General features: G+C 71.9%; 22 protein-coding genes. 7 read left to right on the top strand and 15 right to left on the bottom strand.

Going from position 1 to position 17567, the window contains the following annotated elements; translation table 11 throughout:
- Positions 1 to 7: 7 nt before the first annotated feature.
- From BM424_RS14520 to BM424_RS14505, 4 genes are read right to left on the bottom strand one after another with little or no spacing between them, the layout of a single operon-like run.
- Positions 8 to 859 (bottom strand): 5-oxoprolinase subunit C family protein, encoded by an 852-nt coding sequence (locus tag BM424_RS14520; protein ID WP_093417628.1) that lies wholly within the window; start codon positions 857 to 859, stop codon positions 8 to 10.
- The gene (pxpB, locus tag BM424_RS14515; RefSeq protein WP_093417625.1) at positions 856 to 1467 is read right to left on the bottom strand and encodes a 5-oxoprolinase subunit PxpB; all 612 of its coding nucleotides are present in this window, start codon (positions 1465 to 1467) and stop codon (positions 856 to 858) included. The genes BM424_RS14520 and pxpB overlap by 4 nt, the downstream gene beginning before the upstream one ends.
- A complete protein-coding gene (locus BM424_RS14510) occupies positions 1467 to 2228 on the bottom strand; it encodes a LamB/YcsF family protein (RefSeq protein WP_245775857.1) in 762 nt (253 codons plus the stop codon). The genes pxpB and BM424_RS14510 overlap by 1 nt, the downstream gene beginning before the upstream one ends.
- 29 nt (positions 2229 to 2257) lie before the next feature.
- Positions 2258 to 3478 (bottom strand): NRAMP family divalent metal transporter, encoded by a 1221-nt coding sequence (locus BM424_RS14505; protein WP_093417619.1) that lies wholly within the window; start codon positions 3476 to 3478, stop codon positions 2258 to 2260.
- A gap of 145 nt (positions 3479 to 3623) precedes the next feature.
- Between BM424_RS14505 and BM424_RS14500 the strand changes: the two genes are divergently transcribed.
- The gene (locus tag BM424_RS14500; RefSeq protein ID WP_093417617.1) at positions 3624 to 4316 is read left to right on the top strand and encodes a GntR family transcriptional regulator; all 693 of its coding nucleotides are present in this window, start codon (positions 3624 to 3626) and stop codon (positions 4314 to 4316) included.
- Here the strand turns inward: BM424_RS14500 and BM424_RS14495 are convergent.
- Positions 4304 to 4624 carry a branched-chain amino acid transporter permease gene (locus tag BM424_RS14495; protein ID WP_093417614.1) on the bottom strand — a complete coding sequence of 107 codons (321 nt, stop codon included), beginning with the start codon at positions 4622 to 4624 and terminating at the stop codon, positions 4304 to 4306. The two genes, BM424_RS14500 and BM424_RS14495, sit on opposite strands and share 13 nt — an antisense overlap.
- Positions 4617 to 5351 (bottom strand): AzlC family ABC transporter permease, encoded by a 735-nt coding sequence (locus BM424_RS14490; protein ID WP_093417612.1) that lies wholly within the window; start codon positions 5349 to 5351, stop codon positions 4617 to 4619. The genes BM424_RS14495 and BM424_RS14490 overlap by 8 nt, the downstream gene beginning before the upstream one ends.
- Before the next feature lie 75 nt (positions 5352 to 5426).
- Here BM424_RS14490 and BM424_RS14485 point away from each other — a divergent pair, with 75 nt between their 5' ends.
- Entirely contained in the window at positions 5427 to 5873 is a 447-nt protein-coding gene (locus tag BM424_RS14485; protein ID WP_093417609.1) for an Lrp/AsnC family transcriptional regulator, read from the top strand.
- A 41-nt stretch (positions 5874 to 5914) separates the two neighbouring features.
- Here BM424_RS14485 and BM424_RS14480 read toward each other — a convergent pair whose 3' ends face one another.
- Together BM424_RS14480 and BM424_RS14475 are read right to left on the bottom strand one after the other, a co-directional pair.
- On the bottom strand, positions 5915 to 6250 hold the full coding sequence (locus tag BM424_RS14480; protein ID WP_093417606.1) for a DUF8129 domain-containing protein: 336 nt from the start codon (positions 6248 to 6250) through the stop codon (positions 5915 to 5917).
- A 96-nt stretch (positions 6251 to 6346) separates the two neighbouring features.
- Positions 6347 to 6526 (bottom strand): CsbD family protein, encoded by a 180-nt coding sequence (locus BM424_RS14475; protein WP_093417604.1) that lies wholly within the window; start codon positions 6524 to 6526, stop codon positions 6347 to 6349.
- 134 nt (positions 6527 to 6660) lie between these two features.
- Between BM424_RS14475 and gndA the strand changes: the two genes are divergently transcribed.
- Positions 6661 to 8100 (top strand): NADP-dependent phosphogluconate dehydrogenase, encoded by a 1440-nt coding sequence (gene gndA / locus BM424_RS14470; RefSeq protein ID WP_093417601.1) that lies wholly within the window; start codon positions 6661 to 6663, stop codon positions 8098 to 8100.
- A 1-nt stretch (position 8101) separates the two neighbouring features.
- On the opposite strand, the gene BM424_RS14465 is transcribed toward gndA, so the two are convergent.
- The 5 genes from BM424_RS14465 to BM424_RS14445 form a co-directional block, all read right to left on the bottom strand.
- Positions 8102 to 9295, bottom strand: coding sequence for an MFS transporter (locus BM424_RS14465; protein ID WP_093417599.1), 1194 nt, complete (start codon positions 9293 to 9295; stop codon positions 8102 to 8104).
- A gap of 94 nt (positions 9296 to 9389) precedes the next feature.
- Entirely contained in the window at positions 9390 to 10208 is an 819-nt protein-coding gene (locus BM424_RS14460; protein WP_093417597.1) for an MBL fold metallo-hydrolase, read from the bottom strand.
- Positions 10209 to 10226: 18 nt separating this feature from the next.
- Positions 10227 to 10526, bottom strand: a complete 300-nt coding sequence (locus BM424_RS14455) for a MoaD/ThiS family protein (protein WP_093417594.1) — start codon at positions 10524 to 10526, stop codon at positions 10227 to 10229.
- The gene (locus BM424_RS14450; protein ID WP_093417592.1) at positions 10523 to 11638 is read right to left on the bottom strand and encodes a WD40/YVTN/BNR-like repeat-containing protein; all 1116 of its coding nucleotides are present in this window, start codon (positions 11636 to 11638) and stop codon (positions 10523 to 10525) included. Before BM424_RS14450 ends, BM424_RS14455 begins: the two co-directional genes overlap by 4 nt.
- Before the next feature lie 38 nt (positions 11639 to 11676).
- Complete coding sequence (locus BM424_RS14445) at positions 11677 to 12471, bottom strand: helix-turn-helix transcriptional regulator (protein ID WP_093417589.1); 795 nt, start codon at positions 12469 to 12471, stop codon at positions 11677 to 11679.
- A 140-nt stretch (positions 12472 to 12611) separates the two neighbouring features.
- Here BM424_RS14445 and BM424_RS14440 point away from each other — a divergent pair, with 140 nt between their 5' ends.
- The 4 genes from BM424_RS14440 to BM424_RS14425 all read left to right on the top strand — a co-directional run bounded on the left by BM424_RS14440 (position 12612) and on the right by BM424_RS14425 (position 16440).
- Positions 12612 to 13766, top strand: a complete 1155-nt coding sequence (locus tag BM424_RS14440; protein WP_093418246.1) for a hypothetical protein — start codon at positions 12612 to 12614, stop codon at positions 13764 to 13766.
- A 105-nt stretch (positions 13767 to 13871) separates the two neighbouring features.
- Positions 13872 to 15176 (top strand): MFS transporter, encoded by a 1305-nt coding sequence (locus tag BM424_RS14435; protein ID WP_093417587.1) that lies wholly within the window; start codon positions 13872 to 13874, stop codon positions 15174 to 15176.
- Positions 15173 to 15745 (top strand): nuclear transport factor 2 family protein, encoded by a 573-nt coding sequence (locus BM424_RS14430; RefSeq protein WP_093417584.1) that lies wholly within the window; start codon positions 15173 to 15175, stop codon positions 15743 to 15745. Before BM424_RS14435 ends, BM424_RS14430 begins: the two co-directional genes overlap by 4 nt.
- A gap of 71 nt (positions 15746 to 15816) precedes the next feature.
- Entirely contained in the window at positions 15817 to 16440 is a 624-nt protein-coding gene (locus tag BM424_RS14425; RefSeq protein WP_093417582.1) for a response regulator transcription factor, read from the top strand.
- Between the two features lie 369 nt (positions 16441 to 16809).
- Here BM424_RS14425 and BM424_RS14420 read toward each other — a convergent pair whose 3' ends face one another.
- Both BM424_RS14420 and BM424_RS14415 read right to left on the bottom strand, forming a co-directional pair.
- Entirely contained in the window at positions 16810 to 17073 is a 264-nt protein-coding gene (locus BM424_RS14420) for a hypothetical protein (protein WP_245775856.1), read from the bottom strand.
- Positions 17066 to 17563, bottom strand: coding sequence for a flavin reductase (locus BM424_RS14415; RefSeq protein WP_245775855.1), 498 nt, complete (start codon positions 17561 to 17563; stop codon positions 17066 to 17068). The genes BM424_RS14420 and BM424_RS14415 overlap by 8 nt, the downstream gene beginning before the upstream one ends.
- Positions 17564 to 17567: the final 4 nt, after the last annotated feature.

The raw sequence follows: 17567 nt of genomic DNA, 5'->3' as shown, positions 1-17567 counted from the left end.
GTCGTGCTCAGAGGTATCGGAAGTGGACGTGCTGACCGGGGCGCGCCTGCGCGGCCTTGGCCACGTCCTCGGCCACCACCACGCCGATCACCGGGTAGCCGCCGGTGACGGGGTGGTCGGCCAGGAACAGGGTGGGCGTGCCCAGCGGCGGCACCTGCAGGGCTCCGGTGACCATGCCTTCGCTGGGCAGCTCGTCGGTGATGCTGCGCTCCAGCACCGGCCCGTCGAGCCGCATGCCGACCCGGTTGCTCTCGGAGGTCACCTCGTAGGGCGCGCTGACCAGCGTCGACAGCGCCTCGGCGGTGAACCAGTCGTCGCGCGGGCCGGGCCGCACCCGCAGCACGACGTGCTCGGGCGGGTCGGCGACGGGCGCGAGGTCCACGACCGGGAACCGCTCGGGCGGTGTCCCGACGGGCAGTGCGGTCCCGGGCGTCAGCGGAGCGGGCCCGAGGCCGGAGAGCACGTCGGTGGACCGCGATCCCAGCACCGGCTCGACGTCGATGCCGCCGCGGACGGCGAGGTAGCTGCGCAGTCCGACGGCGGGAACGCCCAGCCGCAGCTCGGTTCCGCTCGGCACGCGCAGCACCGAGTTGGGCGCCGCGCCGCGACCGTCCACTGTGATCGGACAGGGCGCCCCGGTGAGCGCCACCGTCAGGTCCCGGTCGGCGCGCAGGGCGAGTCCGCCGAAGGTGATCTCGATGCCGGCGGTGTCCTCGTCGTTGCCGACCAGCCGGTTGGCCAGCCGCAGCGAACGGGTGTCGGCGGCACCGGAGGTGCCCACGCCGATCCCGGCCAGGCCCGGCCTGCCGAGGTCTTGCACGGTGGCCAGCGGGCCGGTGGCCAGCACTTCCACGCTCATCCGATCTCCCTGAACCGCACTCGCACGCCCGGTCGCAGCAGGGCGGGCGGGTCGCGGTCGATGTTGAAGATCTGCAGGTCGGTGCGGCCGATGAGCTGCCACCCGCCGGGTGATTCGCGCGGGTAGATGCCGCTGAACGCCCCCGCCAGGCCGACGGCTCCGGCGGGCACCGCGGTGCGCGACTCGGTGCGGCGCGGCACCACCAGGTCCTCGGGCCCGCCGGTGAGGTAGCCGAAACCCGGTGCGAAACCGCCGAAGGCGACCTTCCAGTCGGCTCTGGTGTGCCGGTCGACGACCTCGCGCTCGGTGAGCCCGGTCAGCCGCGCGACCTCGGTGAGGTCGGCGCCGTCGTAGGTCACCGGCACTTCCAGCTCCTCGCCCTCGTCGCGCAGCCCGTCGCGGGGTTCGGCGGCGCGCACCGCGTCCTCGACGGCGCGCGGGTCGGCGCGGCGCGGATCCAGGTGCAGCAGCAGCGTTCTCGCCGCGGGGACGAGGTCGGTGACGCCTTCGGGCGGGGCGTCGGACAGGGCCGCGTAGAGGGCGTGCACCTGCCGCAGGTCGTCGAGTTCGACGAGCAGCCCGGAGTCGGCGCAGGGCAGGAACCGCATCATCGGCCTCCCGCCGCGAAGGGCCGCAGCTCGACCCCGGCGTCGGCGAGCCGGTCGCGCACGGTGCGGGCGATGTCGACCGCGCCGGGGCTGTCGCCGTGCACGCAGATCGAGTCGGCGAGCACCCGGATCTCGCTGCCGTCGACGGCGCGGATCGGTTCGCCCGCTGCCAGCGCCAGGCAGCGCTGGGCGATCTCGTCGGGGTCGTGCAGCACGGCGCCGGGTTCGCGCCGCGACACCAGCGTCGCCTCGGGCGTGTAGGCGCGGTCGGCGAAGGCTTCGCGGTGGGTCGGCAGCCCGGCCCGCTCGGCCTGCTCGAGCCACTGGGATCCGGGCAGTCCGAGCACCGCCAGTCCCGGGTCGTAGGCGCGGACGGCGTCGACGACGGCGGCGGCCTGCTCGGCGTGGTGCACGATGGCGTTGTAGAGCGCGCCGTGCGGTTTGACGTAGCGGACCTCGGTCCCGGCGACGCGGGCGAAGCCCTCCAGCGCGCCGATCTGGTAGAGCACGTCGTCGGTCAGCTCGCGCCGGGGCACGTCGATGAACCGGCGGCCGAACCCGGCCAGGTCCCGGTAGGCGACCTGCGCGCCGACGGCCACGCCCCGCTCGGCGGCGCGCTCGACCGCCGATCGGATCACCGTGGCGTCGCCGGCGTGGAAGCCGCAGGCGACGTTGGCGCTGGTCACCACGCCCAGCAGCGCTTCGTCGTCGCCGAGTTCCCAGCGGCCGAACCCTTCGGCCAGATCCGCGTTGAGATCCACCGTCGTCCTCACTTCCCCACCGCGATCGGTCATTCCCAGAGGGCGGCGATGCCGCTCACCGAGTTGACGCCCAGGTACACCGTCACCAGCCACGCCACGGCCCCGAGCGCCAGCAGCCAGCGCGGGTAGCGGTAGCCGCCGAGCAGGTCGCCGCGCCGGGCCGCGACGAACATGAGCACGCCGAAGCCCACCGGCAGGATCAGCCCGTTGAGCGCGCCCGCCAGCACCAGCAGTGTGGTCGGCGCCTGCTTCAGCAGCACGAACACCAGCGCCGAGACGGCCACGAACGCCACGACGAGCCAGTTGCGGGCCTTCTCCAGCGACCGGGAGAAGGTCACCAGGAACGACACCGAGGTGTAGGCGGCGCCGACGACCGAGGTGATGCTGGCGGCCCAGAGGATCATGCCGAACAGCCGCAGTCCGACCTCGCCGGCCGCGTGCTGGAAGGCTTCCGCGGTGGGGTTGCCGGAGCCGAGCGCCGCGCCGCCGGTGACCACGCCGAGCACCGCGAGGAACAGCACGAGCCGCATCACGCCGGTGACCAGGAGCGACACCACGGAGCTGCGGCTGACGTCGACGATCTGGTCGGGTCCGGTGACTCCGGCGTCGACGAGCCGGTGCGCGCCCGCGTAGGTGATGTAGCCGCCGACGGTGCCGCCGATGAGGGTGGTGATGGCCAGGAAGTCGACCTGCTCCGGCCACACGGCCTGCACCAGCGCCTGCCCGACGGGCGGCGAGGAGGAGAAGGCGACGAACGCGGTCAGCACGATCATCGCGATGCCGAGCACGACGACGATGCGGTCCATGGCCACGCCGGCGCGCCTGCTCAGGAAGATGCCGATGGCGATCACCGCGGACAGCGCGCCGCCGATCTTGGCGTCGAGGCCGAACAGGGCGTCCAGGCCGAGGGAGGTGCCTGCGATGTTGCCGACGTTGAACACGAGCCCGCCGAAGACCACCAGCGCGGCCATCGCGTAGCCGAGCCCGGGCAGCACCTTGTTGCCGAGGTCCTGGGCGCGCATGCCGGAGACGCCGATGACGCGCCAGACGTTCAGCTGCACGGCGATGTCGACCAGGATCGACACCAGGATCGCGAAGGCGAAGGCGGCGCCGAGCTGGACGGTGAACTGGGTCGTCTGGGTGATGAAGCCGGGGCCGATGGCACTGGTGGCCATGAGGAACACGGCACCGAGCAGGGTGCTGCGTCTGCCCTTCGAGCCGTTCTGCCGGGGCGTGCTCGTCTCGGTCATGGCACTCCGATCGCGGTCGGGCGGTTCCCGCGCTTGCTGCGGTTCGGGACAACATAGAGAATTGTTGAACAATCCCGCAATCCCTCGTGTGGAACTTTCCCGTTAAACTGTTGATCACCTGCACCGACTGCACTGGGGGCCCGAGGTGACCGCGACCGACCCGTGGGCGGATCTGCTGGCGGCCGACCGCGCGCTGCTGGACCGCACCAGCACCGCCGAGCGGGTCGCCGACGTGCTGCGGCAGCGGATCATCGACGGCGCCCTGTCCCCCGGCACCCGGCTGTCCGAGGAGAGCGCGGGCAAAGCCCTGGCCGTCTCCCGCAACACGCTGCGCGAGGCGTTCCGGCTGCTGGTGCACGAACGGCTGCTGGTGCACGAGTTCCACCGCGGCGTGTTCGTCCGGGTCCTGTCCGCCGAGGACGTCATCGACCTCTACCGGATCCGCCGCCTGCTGGAGACCAGCGCGGCGCGCCGCGGCGCGAACCCCGAGCTGGTCGCCGCGGTGGATCGCGCGGTCGGCGACGGCGAGCGCGCGGCCGCCGAGGAACGCTGGTGGGACGTGGGCACGGCCAACATGCGCTTCCACGAGGCGGTGGCGGCGCTGGCCGGCAGCCCCCGGGTGAACGAGACGATGCGCCAGCTGCTCGCCGAGCTGCGCCTGGCCTTCCACGTGATGTCGCGGCCCGAGGAGTTCCACCGCCCCTACCTCGGCTTCAACCGCGAGATCGCCGATCTGCTCACCGCGGGCCAGAGCGAGCGGGCGGCCGACAAGCTCGACGCGTACTTCGACGCCGCCGAGGACCAGCTCGTCGCCGCCTACCGCGACTACCAGGGGTAGAGGCTGCTCAGCAGCACGTGCACGGCGGTGCCGCCGAAGATGCTCAGCACCGCGTTGCGCTTCCACAGGTGCAGGCCGACGGTCACCGCCAGCGACAGCGCCGTCGGCGCGACCGCCGCGACGCCGGTGTCGCGCAGGGTGTAGACGGCGAGGATCACCATGACGCCCACCGGCATCCGCGAGCCCAGGAAGTGCACGGTGGCGCTGCTGCGCAGCGGTGCCAGCGCGGCGAACGGCAGCGCCCGCAACGCCCAGGTGACCACTGCCGACACCGCCACCACGCAGCCGACGTAGATCGGGTCAGGCATCGGATTCCCTCCCGCGCACCAGGTTTCGGATCAGCGGGACGCGGCTCAGCAGCAGGCACCCGGTGAACGCCCCCAGCGCGGGCAGCAGCATCCCGTCGCCGAAGATCAGCATCGACACCAGCGCGCAGATCATCGCCAGCGCCGGCGCGGGAACGCTGCGCCGCGCCCGGTAGGCGTCGAGGGCGAGCACGACGAACAGCGCGGTCAGCGCGAAGTCCAGCCCGTCGAGCCGGACCGGCACCAGCTCCCCGAACAGGGCGCCGAGCGTTCCGCCCGCCACCCAGTAGCCCTGCAGCAGCACCTGCAACCACACGATCCGCCTGCCGCTCCACTCCCGCGCCGCAGGTCCGGTGCTCAGCGCGTAGGCCTCGTCGGTGAGCGCGAAGGTGCTGTAGATCTTGCCGATCCGGCCGCGCACCCGGTGCAGCGGGAACGACAGCGCGTAGAACACGTGCCGGAAGTTGACCAGCAGGGCGGTCACCGCGACCTGCGCGAGCGGAGCGGCGGCTGCGATGAGGCCGATCAGCAGGAACTCCAGCGAGCCCGCGTAGACCAGCGCGGTGAACGCGGTCGCCCACCACCAGTCGAATCCGGCGTGCGTCACGAGCAGTCCGAAGGCGATGCCGAGCGGGATCATCGCCAGTCCGACGGAGCTCGAATCGCGCAGGGCTGCGCGGAAGTCGCCGCGCGGCGGCGCAGTGGTCTCATCGACCAGAAGAGCGGGCATGCCTGCAATTTTAGGTGTCGATCCGGGTAATATGGTTGCCCTGCGTTCCCCGTTTTCGAGCTTGAGAGCAATGATATGACGCTGGATGACCTCGACCGAACAATATTGTCTCACCTGCGTCAGAACGGCAGGTTGACCAACGTCGAGCTCGCCCAGCGCGTCGGGCTCACGCCCGCCCCGTGCCTGCGACGGGTCAAGCGCCTGGAGTCGGAGGGGATCATCGCGGGCTACCGAGCCCGCATCGACCCGGCCGCGGCCGGGCGGGGTTTCGAGGTGATGGTCTCGGTGGAGATCAGCATCAACGACCGGCAGACCGTCGAGGAGCTCGAAGCGGCGATCACCGCCTACGACGAGGTCATCGAGGTCCACCGGCTGTTCGGCCGTCCCGACTACCTCATCCGCGTCGCCGTCGAGGACTCCGCCACGTTCGAAACCTTCCTCACCACCAAGCTCATGGCCCTGCGCGCCGTGGCCCGGGTCGACTCCCACATGATCATGAAGAAGCTCAAGACGAGCGACTGAGGTCCCGGTCGGCGGTGATCAGCGCGGTCTGCCGGCGAGGACTATTCACCCTTGGGTTCGCCGGGCGGTTCCTGGGTGCCGTGGCGCGGCGGGTGCGTCGGCTGCGGGGATCCGGCCGGGGTTACCGGCGATCCCTTCGCCGTGTCGCGCGCTTCGGCGGGCTGGGCCCGGTGCTCACCGGGCGCGGGTTCGGCGCCGCGGTCGAGCTCGCCGAGCCGCTGGTTGATGAGTTCGACGACCTGCGGGCGGTCGTTGTGCCGCTGCTCGTAGTCGAGCACCCGGGTGAGCTCGGCGCGGCCGAGCGACCGAATCATGTGCTGCAGCGAACCCGTCGACAGCTGGTCGTAGTCCGGCAGCGGAAAGTCCTGCTCCTGCATCGCGGTCTCCTGGTCCGGGCGTGGGTCGGCGGGGGCGCGTACGGCCCCCGCCGATCGGAAATCCCTGGAGTCCTGCGGACTCCAGGGATTCTGCGGTCAGTCGTCCCGGCGCAGGGCGTCCTTCGCGTGCTCGCCGGCCTGCTTGAGGTTGCCCTTGGCCTGCTCGGTCTTGCCCTCGACCTCGGTCCGGCGGTCGCCGGTCGCGCTGCCGAGCTTCTCCTTGGCCTTGCCCAGCGTCTCCTCGACCTTGTGACGGGCCTTGTCCATCGCAGACATGTGCAACTCCCTCTCTTCGTCGGGCACCCCCGGCCTACCCCCGCACCCCTGATCCCGAAACACGCGACTCGCTGCGAGCCGGTGACCGGCGGTCGAGAATCGGAGCACCACCGGAGTCGACTCGGGAGACACCCATGAGCACAACGGCGCAGATCGGCGTCACCGGACTGGCTGTCATGGGCCGCAACCTGGCCCGCAACTTCGCGCGCAACGGCTACGCGGTCGCGCTGCACAACCGCACGCCCGCCCGCACCCGCGAACTCGTCGAGGAGTTCGGGCAGGAGGGCACGTTCGTGCCCACCGAGTCCGCGGAGGAGTTCGTGGCCGCGCTCGAACGCCCGCGCCGGCTGGTCGTCATGGTCAAGGCCGGGGATCCCACCGACGCGGTGATCAGCGAGTTCGCGCCGCTGCTGGAGGACGGCGACGTGATCATCGACGGCGGCAACGCGCACTTCGCCGACACCCGCCGCCGCGAGCAGGAGCTGCGCGAACGCGGCATCCACTTCGTCGGCACCGGCATCTCCGGTGGTGAGGAGGGGGCGCTGCACGGACCGAGCATCATGCCGGGCGGTTCGAAGGAGTCCTACGCCTCGCTCGGCCCGATGCTGGAGCGCATCGCCGCCCAGGCCGACGACGGCGCGCCGTGCGTCACCCACGTCGGGGCCGACGGTGCCGGGCACTTCGTGAAGATGGTGCACAACGGCATCGAGTACGCCGACATGCAGCTCATCGGCGAGGCCTACCAGCTGCTGCGCGACGTCGGCGGCTACTCGCCCGACGAGATCGCCGGGATCTTCCGGGCGTGGAACACCGGGCGGCTGGACTCCTACCTCATCGAGATCACCGCCGAGGTCCTCTCGCACGTGGACGCCGCGACCGGGCGCCCGTTCGTCGACGTGGTGGCCGACCGGGCCGAGCAGAAGGGCACCGGCCGCTGGACCGTGCAGCTCGCCCTGGAGCTGGGCGTGCCGGTGTCGGGCATCGCCGAGGCGGTGTTCGCCCGCTCGCTGTCCGGCCACACCGCCCTGCGCGAGGCGTCCGCGCAGCTCGCGGGCCCGACGCCGCAGGCGCTGGGACCCACCGAGGCGGCGACGTTCGCCGACCGGGTCGAGCAGGCGCTGTACGCGTCGAAGATCGTGTCCTACACGCAGGGCTTCCACGAGATCGCGGCCGGAAGCGCGCAGTACGACTGGAACCTGGATCTCGGTGCCATCGCGTCGATCTGGCGCGGCGGCTGCATCATCCGCGCGGCCTTCCTCGACCGCATCCGCGCCGCCTACGACAGCCGCCCCGACCTGCCGAGCCTGCTCGCCGACGCCGAGTTCGCCGAGGAGATCGCCGAGGCGCAGGACGATTGGCGCGCGGTGCTGGTGGCCGCGACCGAACAGGGCGTTCCCGCACCGGGTTTCGCGGCCGCGCTGTCCTACTACGACGCGCTGCGCGCCGACCGGCTCCCGGCCGCGCTCACCCAGGGCCAGCGGGACTTCTTCGGCGCGCACACCTACCGCCGCACCGACCGCGACGGCACCTTCCACACCCTGTGGGGAGGCGACCGCACCGAGGTCGAGGCCTGAGTCAGGGCTCGCGGGGCGGTCGCGCGGCGGGGACCGCGAGCGCCGAGGGCACGAGCAGCACCGCGACCAGCAGCAGGGCGTGCAGGGTGCCGACGTGGTCGGCGAGGTAACCCAGCAGCGGCGGGCCCGCGAGGAACGCGGTGTAGCCGATGGTGGACACGACGCTGACCCGGGCCGCGGCCCGGGCCGGGTCGTCGGCCGCGGCGCTCATGCCGACCGGGAACCCCAGCGAGGCGCCGAGTCCCCAGATCGCGGCTCCGAGGAACACCAGCGGCAGCCCGGTCCCGTGCACCACCAGCAGGACGCCGACCGCGGCGGTGGCCATCGTCGCCCACAGCACCTCGGCACGGCCGAAGCGGTCGAGCAGGACGGTGCCGACGACGCGTCCGGCGGTCATGGCGCTGAGGAACACGGCGAACCCGACGGCGCCGAGCCACGGCGGGAGGTGATGGCCGTCGACCAGCGAGACCGCCAGCCAGTCGTTGGCGGTGCCCTCGGTGAGCGCCATCGTCAGCACCATGAGCCCGATCAGCAGCGTGCGGGGTTCCGCCCAGGCGCGCAGGATGCCGCCACCGGACCTCCGAGGGGAGTCGCGCTCGGGCTCGTCGCGGGCGGGCAGCAGCGCCGGGACGGCCAGCGCCGGTCCGACGGCCACCAGGACCGCGGTCGCGATCAGGTGCACCACGACCGGCACGCCGAGGCCCGCGCAGGCCGCGCCGATCCCGGCGCCGATCACCGTGCCGAGGCTGAAACCCGCGTGGAACCGGGGCATGATCGTGCGCCCGATCGCGCGCTCCACCGAGGCACCGTCGATGTTCATCGACACGTCCCACAGCCCGGTTCCCAGCCCGAACGCGAACAGGCCCGCCGCGGTGATCCACACGTTGCCGAACGCACCGGCCCCGGTTCCCGACAGCGCCAGCCCGGCAGCGCAGACCACGGCTCCCCCGCTGATCACCGCCCGAGCCCCGAACCGGTGCACCACCGCCCCGGACAGCGGCAGCGCGAGCAGCGAACCCACCGAGATCGCCAGCAGCATCCGGCCCAGCTCGCCCGGCGTCACCGACAGCGCGTCCCGCACCTCCGGGATCCGCGACATCCAGCTCGCCATCGCGAACCCGTTGAGCGCGAACACCACCGCCACGGCGTTGCGCGCTCGCAGCACGCCGGGATCGACCCGCGTTTCGACCGGCACGCGCTCCCCCAGTCCGCAGCATCGATCCAGGACTCCGCCGAGTCTGCGACCTGACGCTGAAGCGGTCAAACCACTTTCGTGCGAAAGCGACGCGTCAGGCGGTCTTCCCCGCGTGCCGGTCGAGAGCGGCGGGGTCGTGGGCGGCGAAGACGTCGATGCCCTCCGGCCGGGCGGCGAGTTCGCGGAGCCGCTCCTGGTTGTGCCGCCGGGCCCGGTCGTCGGCGGCCATGACGCGCTGGAACGCGCGCAGCCCGGGCGGGCAGTGCGGGGGCCGGGCAAGCTCGCCGCCGCTGAAGAAGGCGTCGCCCGCGTGCAGCAGCCAGCCGGATCCGGTGTCGACGGCGACGCCGACGTGGCCGGTGGTGTGGCCGCCGAGCGGGACCAGCAGGATCTCCTCGGGCAGCCCGTCGAGGTCGCGCACCGCCTCGAAGCCGAACCAGTCCTGCCCGGACGCGCCCTCGTAGGTGGCCCAGTCCGGGCCGTGCGCCCACTGGCTCGCCCGGTAGCGCATGTCGGAGGCCTCGGTGGCCGCGCGCAGTTCGGGGGCGTGGACGTGCACCTTGGCCTGCGGGAAGTCCCGCAGGCCACCGGCGTGGTCGAGGTCGAGGTGGGTGAGCACCACGTGCCGCACGTCGGCCGGGTCGTGCCCCAGAGCCTTGACCTGCGCGAGCGCGGTCGAGGCGGGGTCGAGCAGCGGGTGCATCAGCATCCGGAACGGCGCCGGCAGCGAGGTCTGCGCCGGGTCGGCATCGGCGCTGCCGAAACCGCTGTCGACCAGCACCAATCCGCGCTCGGTCTCGACGAGCAGGCAGTGGCAGACCATGCGGGCCCGCCCGAGCACCGAGCCCCGCCCGTCGATGAACCGGCCGCCGAGGGGACGCATCGGACCGCAATCGAGATGATGAACCCGCATGACGGCCACCTTAGGCGATCAGCCGCCCGCCATCGCCCCGATGATCATGTACGGCTCCTTGCCCGAGACGACCTCCTCCGGCAGCGGATCGTCGATGTCGGCGTTGGACAGGTCGAGCTCGCAGGCGAAGAACCTGATGAACGCCCGCCGCTTCCGGGTGTCGTGGTCGCGGACCGTGCCGCGCAGCGCCGGGTAGCGGGCTTCCAGCGCGTCGAGCACGAGCCGCTGCGTCGGAACCCCGTCGACCTCGACGAGGACCTCGTGCTCGGGGATCTTCGCCAGCGTGCGCAGGTGCGCGGGAAGCAGGATGCGGATCATGGCAGCGTCTGCACCTCCACCGACAGGACCGAGGGGAGGTTGTTGACGATGGGCTGCCAGGTGTCGCCGGAGTCGGGCGAGACGTAGACGTCGCCGCCGGTGGTGCCGAAGTAGACGCCGCAGTCGTCGAGCTCGTCGACCGCCATCGCGTCGCGCAGCACGTTGACGTAGCAGTGCTCCTGCGGCAGTCCCTTGCCCAGCGGCTCCCACTCGTTGCCGCCGACGCGGCTGCGGTAGACGCGCAGCTTGCCCTCCGGCGGGTAGTGCTGCTCGTCGCTGTGGATCGGCACCACGTAGACCGTGTCGGGTTCGTGGGCGTGCACGTCGATCGGGAAGCCGAAGTCGGTGGGCAGGTCGCCGCTGATCTCGTACCAGGACTCGCCCGCGTCGTCGCTGCGCATCACGTCCCAGTGCTTCTGCATGAACAGCACGTCGGGCCGGTCGCGGTGCAGCGCCAGGCGGTGCACGCAGTGGCCGACGTCGGCGTCCGGGTCCGGGATCTGGCCGGAGTGCAGGCCGTGGTTGATGGGCCGCCAGGACTTGCCGCCGTCGTCGGTGCGGAACGCGCCCGCCGCCGAGATCGCGATGTAGAAGCGGTCCGGGTTGTTCGGCGCCTGGATGATCGTGTGCAGGCACATGCCGCCGGCGCCGGGCTGCCAGTGCGGGGCGGATTCGTGCTCGCGCAGCGCGGGCAGCTCGTGCCAGCTGCGGCCGGCGTCGGTGCTGCGGAAGAACGCGGCGTCCTCGACCCCGGCGTAGATCGTGTCGGGGTCGGTGGCCGAGGGCTCCAGGTGCCAGACGCGGGTGAACTCCCACGGGCGCGGAGTGCCGTCGTACCAGAGGTGGGTGCCCGGGGTGCCGTCGTAGGAGAAGTGGTTGTCGACGGGGTTCCAGGTGCGGCCGCCGTCGTCGGAGCGCTGGATCTGCTGGCCGAACCAGCCCATCGACTGGGAGGCGAACAGGCGGTCGGGGTCGGCCTTGGAGGCTTTGAGGTGGTAGAGCTCCCAGCCGCCGAAGTGCGGGCCTTCCACCTCCCACGTTGCGCGGGTGCCGTCGGCGGTGAGGATGAACGCTCCCTTGCGGGTGCCGACGAGGACTCGGACACGACTCATGAGTGGGCTCCCTGCGCTGGTCAAGGCTGGTGTCACGCTCAACGTAGGCTCGCCGCGAGGGCTTGTCTTCTCCGATCTTGCGCAATCGGCGAGGCCAGCGGCGGCAGCGCGACCAGCACCGGAGCCGACCAGGGCGGCACCACGCGCAGGGTGATGTCGCGGTCCTCGCCGGGGCGCGCGGGGCCGATGCGCACGGGGGTGGGCGAGCCGCCGACGACGTTCCAGCCCGGCACCAGCTGCTCGGTGTGCTCGGCGCGGGCGGCGAACGCCGTCGCCAGCAGCCAGTAGGTGCCGGTGCCGATGCCGGTCAGCGCGAAGCGGCCCTGCTCGTCCAGCAGCGCCCCGACCGCCGGGATGCCGCGCGGGCAGCGCTGCGGGAACAGGCCGACGTAGATCGCGGCGTCCCCGCCGAGCGCGAGGCGGGCGTCCGGGCCGAGGTGGACCGCGCCGGTGACGGCGCCGCCGACGCCGGGTTCACCGGTCATGACGGGCCGGGGCGGGGCGTCGCTGAGCAGGTCGGGCAGCCTGCGGAACTGCACCGGGGACAGCCCGATGTCGGCGGTGAACCGCCGGGTGAAGGTGCCCACGGAGCTGAAGCCGACCTCGCAGCAGATGTCGCTGACGCGCTCGTCGGTGTCCAGCAGGAGCCGTTTGGCGCGCTGGAAGCGGTGCGCGGCCAGGAATCTGCCGGGCGGCTGGCCGTGGGCGCGCTCGAACGCGCGGGCGAGGTGGAAGGGGCTGTAGCCGACGTGGTCGGCGACGTCGGACAGCGTGATGGGTTCCCGGGCGTGGCCCGCGATGAAGCAGGCGGCCTCGACTGCGGCGTTCGACATCGGCACCTTCCCCCGTTCGGCCCAGTCCCGGCGGCATGACGCGACGGTACCGCGCACATCCGACATTCCGGATTCGAAATCGGGCCGAGACCCCGCTGGGCTAGGCTGCCCGTGTTTGATCTTGAGAACGGGGAGTGTCGGTGCGGAAGCTGGTGCGGCGCGGCCGGTCCGGGCTCGATCGCGCGGTGTTCGCCGCCGCGCGGGCGTGGCCGTTGTCGCTGGTGGCGCTGGGCGCCCTGCTCATCGCGGTCGTGCTGCTGCCGACCGCCGCGGGGATCGCGGCGGCGGTGCTCGTGCTGGTGCCGGGCGGCGTCCTGCTGACCACGCACCTGCGCGGGGTGCGCGGCCGCTGGGCGGGCCACGACTTCTCCCCCGCCGAAACACCGTTTCCGCACACCGAGATCGGCGTTCCGGCCGCCTACCCGGATGCCCGGTACGTGCCGCTGGCCGGTCGCGGGACCGCTCTGCTCAGCGACGAGATCGACCACGCCGTGCGGGAGCGCCGCTTCGCGGTGCGCCTGGACGAGCGGCCCTACCGGCCCGCGCCGCGGCTGCGCGCCACCGCACCGCACCTGCCCGCGCTGCGCTCGGCGGAGAACCCGCTGTTCAACGGGCCCGTGGTGGGCCTGCGCACCGACCCGCTACCGGGCACCGGTGACGCCGAGGTGCGGCTGCACCGGGCCCGCTACTTCGACTTCCAGTGCACCAACGAGCTGTGCGGGCTGCGGATCGCCGACCGCGAATCCGGTGCGGTGTTCGACCCGCACCGCGAGCTGCTGACCGACGCGGCGGGCCGACTGCGCCCGCTCGACACCGGGGAGCTCGCCGACGTCGTCGGGATCTCGACGCTGGCGTTCACCACCGACGGGCTGCTGGTGATCGTCGGCGACGGCGACCCGTCCGGCAGCGGCTCGCTGGAGCCGCGCGACCTGCTCACCGCCGACGGCGCGCCCCGAGGTGAGCTGGGCGAGGTGCTGCGCACCGGCATGGAGCGGGAACTGCGCGAGGAGACCGGGCTGGCGCGGGGATCGGTGGCCGGCACCGAGCTCACCGGGTTCGCGCGCTGGATGGAGCGCGGCGCGAAACCGGAGTTCTTCGGCATCACCCGGCTGTCGGTGTCCAGCGCGAGCCTGCACCGCGACGAGGTGTCGTTCCTGGAGGTCGACCTGGCCACGCTGAGCCGGGAGCTGCGCACCGGTTCGCCCCTGCTGGACGCGCCGAGCCTGCCGCAGCCGATCCGCGAGCACGGCTCGCTGCCGCTGCTGCTGGCGGTGCGGGCGGCGGCGCTGCGGTAGGGGAATCCTTCAGCACCGCACCGGGAAATCACCGATGGCGGCGGGTCGCGGATCTTCCTAGCGTTGATCGGCACGAGGCGGTTCCTCGACCGAGAAGGACGCGCCATGCCTGTGCTCAGCGAGAACGGCGCCCCGCGCGCCGGTATCGGGCGGATCGGCCTGGCCAGCGGGGTGGGTGCGACGCTGGAGTTCTACGACTTCGCCATCTACGGCACGGCGGCCGCGCTGGTGTTCGGGCAGATCTTCTTCCGCAGCGACGACGAATGGTTCGGCGCATTCCTGGGCCTGGCGACCTTCGCCGTGGGGTTCCTGTTCACCCCGCTGGGCGCGCTGCTGTTCGGCTGGATCGGTGACCGCTGGGGGCGACGCTTCTCGCTGCTGCTGACGTTCGCGGTGATGGGCTCGGCGACGCTGCTGATGGGTCTGCTGCCGTCGTACCTGGCGATCGGGATCACCGCGCCGCTGCTGCTGATCGTGCTGCGGGTGTTCCACGGGCTGGCGCGCGGCGGGGAGATCGGCGGCGCGGCGGTCCTGGCCGTCGAGCACGCGCCGCCGCACCGCCGCGGGGTGTTCGGGTCGTTCGCGGCGCTGGGTTCGCCGATCGGGCAGCTGCTGGCGAACCTGGCGTTCGCGCTGGTCCTGCTGCTGCCGATGCGAGCCGTGATCGACTGGGGCTGGCGGCTGCCGTTCCTGGTGGGCGGCGTGGTGCTGGCGCTGGGACTGTGGGCGCGGCGCGGCGTCGACGAGACCCCGGAGTTCGCCGCGCTGCCGCCTCGGCGGAAGACCCCGCTGTCGGCGCTGTTCCGCGACGACTGGCGTCGGCTGCTGCTGGCCGCCGGGGTGAACCTCGGGTTGAACGCCAACATGTTCATCCTCGCCACGTTCATGCTCTCCTACGCCACGGCCGCCGCGCCGCAAGGGCTGGCGCTGCCGCGGCAGCCGATCGTGCTGGGCAGCGTCGTCGGCCTGCTGTGCCACTCGGTGACGATCGTGGTGGCCTGCGCGCTGTCGGACCGGCTGGGCCGCAAACCGGTGATGATCTCGGGCGCGGTGGCGGCGCTGCTCTACGCGCTGGTGATGTTCCGCATCGCCGACATCGGCACCCCGCTCGCGGTGGGAGTCGCGGTGATCATCGGCTTCACCATCGGCGGGTTCCTGTTCGGGCCGCTGCTGGCCTTCTTCTCGGAGTTGTTCGGCGTCGAGCAGCGGCAGTCCGGCGTGGGCCTGGCGTTCCAGCTCGGCAGCGTCCTCGGCGGCGGGCTGGCTCCGATGATCGCCAACCGGCTGATCGCGGTGACCGGCAGTTCCGACGCCGTCGGCGCCTACATCGCGGCGGGCCTGCTGGTGTCGCTGCTGTGCCTGCTCGCCCTGCCGGAGACCGCGCCCGCACGAACGGGAGGAACCGCATGACCGACCCGACGTTGACCGCCCGGATCGCCGCGCTGACTAGGCGAGTCGAGACCCTGGAGGCCGAGGCGGAGATCCGGCGGATCCAGGCGCGCTACCTGTTCCTGTGCGACACGCCGTGCCCGGAGTTCGCGGTGCGCGACGACGCCGAGCGCATCGACCTGATCATGGAGCTCTACGCCGACGACGCGGTGTGGGAGGGCGTCGGCGAGCACTACGACGGCCAGTTCGGCCGCGCCGAGGGGCACGACCAGATCCGGGCGCACTTCGAGCGGTTCTGGTCGCGCGATCCCGCGCTGGTGCTCAACGCGCACTACCTGACCTCGGAGCAGATCCACGTCGACGGCGACGAGGCGACCGGGCTGTGGATCCACGTGCAGCCGTGGCTGTTCGCCGACGGCACCGGTCTGCTGCGTTCCAGCAGGCTCAGCAACGCCTTCCGCCGCGAGCCCGGGGGCTGGAAGATCACCCGCACGCGCACCGAGAACGTGTTCGTCGCTCCCCTTCCGGACCGGTTCGCCTCAGATCACCCGTCGGCGTCGGTGCTGCTGCGACCCGGCCCGGGTTCGTAGCGGATCGGACCTGTCGGGCCGCGTGACGCGTGCCTAGTCTTGACCTTTCCCCTGGTTCGCCTGGAGGGATCATGACGACGACGCTTTCCGCCCCGGTGGTGCACATCGTCGACGACGACGAGGCGCACCGGCAGTCCCTGGTGTTCCTGCTCAAGACCGTCGGCGTGCAGGCGCTGACCTACCCGGACGCGGCCGGTTTCCTCGCCGAGTTCGATCCGGCCGAGCCCGGTGTGGTGATCGTGGACGTGCGGATGCCGGGGTCGAGCGGGTTCCAGCTGCAGGAGGAGCTGTCGGCGCGGGAGTACCCGGCTCCGGTGATCTTCTGCTCGGCGCACGGCGACATCCCGATGTCGGTGCGCGCGATGCGGCTGGGCGCGGTGGACTTCCTGGAGAAGCCCTACGAGCCGCAGCGGATGCTCGACGTGGTGCAGGACCAGCTGCGGGAGGCCGAGCGGTGCTTCGCCGCGCACGCCGAGCGGCTGCGGGTCCGCGAGCGGATCTCGACGCTGACCCCGCGCGAGCGGGAGGTCCTGCGCCTGGTCGTGGACGGTCTGTCGAGTCAGCTCATCGCCCGCCGGCTCGGCACGAGCGTGAAGACCGTCGACGTGCACCGCGCCAGGATCAAGTCCAAAACGGGCTCCACCAGTCTCGGCACCCTCGTCCGAGACCTCCTCCAGAACTCGATCCCCCTCTGACCCCGCGCAGTTTTCATGAAAACTGCACTCCCCCACGAAAACCCAAAACCCCCTCGGTCACGCCCCCACAATCGCGAAGTTTTCATGAAAACTCCCCCCACCCCCACACCAACGGACACCGAGAGACCCCACGACGACCACCTCGAAAACCACTTGTGGATAACGTCTTTCATCGGACTCGATGAGTACCGTCCTCGTGGGGAGGGGAAGTTTTCATGAAAACTGACATCCGGGAGGAGGACGTCGGGGTGGTGGTCGGGTGGAGGAAGTTTTCATGAAAACTGACATCGGGAAGGGGACGTGAGGGTGGTGGTTGGGTGGGGGAAGTTTTCATGAAAACTGCGCCCACCCAACACGACCGGGTTCCGGTCAGGGTTCGGTCCAGGTGGCTTGTGCCGTCCAGTAGTGCATGCCCGAGGGGCTGATGCCGTGCCGCCACGGGGTGGTGCGGCGCAGGAGGGGTTCGACCTCGGCGGTGGCGGCGTCGGCGGCGTCCGGACCGTCGGCGTCGACGAGCCAGTGGACCCACTCCAGCTCACGACCGGCGGTGTCGTGGACGAACAGGTCGACGTGCCGCCAGCCGTAGCCGTGCGTGTCCTCGTAGCAGGTCAGGGTCATCGTCCGGTCATCCACGACGCGCTCCCGCCAGGCCGTGGAACTCGCGCTGGAAGTACACCAGGCCACCGCTGCCGGAGCGGGTGATCACCCGCTCGGCCTCGAGGAACATCACCGAGTGCGAGCCCTGGACCCGCACCTGGCTCAGGCGCCCGATCACCGAGGAGGCCGCGTCCCGCAGCACCGGCACCTCGGCGAAGTCGCAGACCTCGCCGGTGAACCGCTCGTGCATCGGCAGCGCCCCGGCGAAACGCAGCGCCAGGTCCCGCTGACCGGAACCGAGCACGTTCACGCAGGCCCGCGCGTTGGCGGCGAGCACGTCGTGCGCGCGGCTGGCGCGGTGCACGCACACCAGCATCGTCGGCGGCTCGTCGGTGACCGAGCAGGCGGCGCTGACGGTGATGCCCGCGCGCCCCGCCGGACCGTCGGTGGTGACGACGCTGACCCCGGCCGACAGGGTCGCCATCGCCGCCCGGAACTCCCGCTGCGCGGGCATCAGCTCTGCCACGGCT

This window comes from Saccharopolyspora flava, from assembly GCF_900116135.1.
GTDB lineage: Bacteria > Actinomycetota > Actinomycetes > Mycobacteriales > Pseudonocardiaceae > Saccharopolyspora > Saccharopolyspora flava.
Note: the sequence above shows the minus strand (reverse complement) of the source record. Positions and strands in the feature narration are given on the sequence as shown.

Coding starts and splice junctions, on each gene's coding strand:
- BM424_RS14425 (WP_093417582.1), top strand. CDS start 15,817: ATGACGACGACGCTTTCCGCCCCGGTGGTGCACATCGTCGACGACGAC.
- BM424_RS14475 (WP_093417604.1), bottom strand. CDS start 6,526: ATGTCTGCGATGGACAAGGCCCGTCACAAGGTCGAGGAGACGCTGGGC.
- pxpB (WP_093417625.1), bottom strand. CDS start 1,467: ATGCGGTTCCTGCCCTGCGCCGACTCCGGGCTGCTCGTCGAACTCGAC.
- BM424_RS14485 (WP_093417609.1), top strand. CDS start 5,427: ATGACGCTGGATGACCTCGACCGAACAATATTGTCTCACCTGCGTCAG.
- gndA (WP_093417601.1), top strand. CDS start 6,661: ATGAGCACAACGGCGCAGATCGGCGTCACCGGACTGGCTGTCATGGGC.
- BM424_RS14445 (WP_093417589.1), bottom strand. CDS start 12,471: ATGTCGAACGCCGCAGTCGAGGCCGCCTGCTTCATCGCGGGCCACGCC.
- BM424_RS14455 (WP_093417594.1), bottom strand. CDS start 10,526: ATGATCCGCATCCTGCTTCCCGCGCACCTGCGCACGCTGGCGAAGATC.
- BM424_RS14430 (WP_093417584.1), top strand. CDS start 15,173: ATGACCGACCCGACGTTGACCGCCCGGATCGCCGCGCTGACTAGGCGA.
- BM424_RS14450 (WP_093417592.1), bottom strand. CDS start 11,638: ATGAGTCGTGTCCGAGTCCTCGTCGGCACCCGCAAGGGAGCGTTCATC.
- BM424_RS14490 (WP_093417612.1), bottom strand. CDS start 5,351: ATGCCCGCTCTTCTGGTCGATGAGACCACTGCGCCGCCGCGCGGCGAC.
- BM424_RS14520 (WP_093417628.1), bottom strand. CDS start 859: ATGAGCGTGGAAGTGCTGGCCACCGGCCCGCTGGCCACCGTGCAAGAC.
- BM424_RS14505 (WP_093417619.1), bottom strand. CDS start 3,478: ATGACCGAGACGAGCACGCCCCGGCAGAACGGCTCGAAGGGCAGACGC.
- BM424_RS14435 (WP_093417587.1), top strand. CDS start 13,872: ATGCCTGTGCTCAGCGAGAACGGCGCCCCGCGCGCCGGTATCGGGCGG.
- BM424_RS14460 (WP_093417597.1), bottom strand. CDS start 10,208: ATGCGGGTTCATCATCTCGATTGCGGTCCGATGCGTCCCCTCGGCGGC.
- BM424_RS14480 (WP_093417606.1), bottom strand. CDS start 6,250: ATGCAGGAGCAGGACTTTCCGCTGCCGGACTACGACCAGCTGTCGACG.
- BM424_RS14495 (WP_093417614.1), bottom strand. CDS start 4,624: ATGCCTGACCCGATCTACGTCGGCTGCGTGGTGGCGGTGTCGGCAGTG.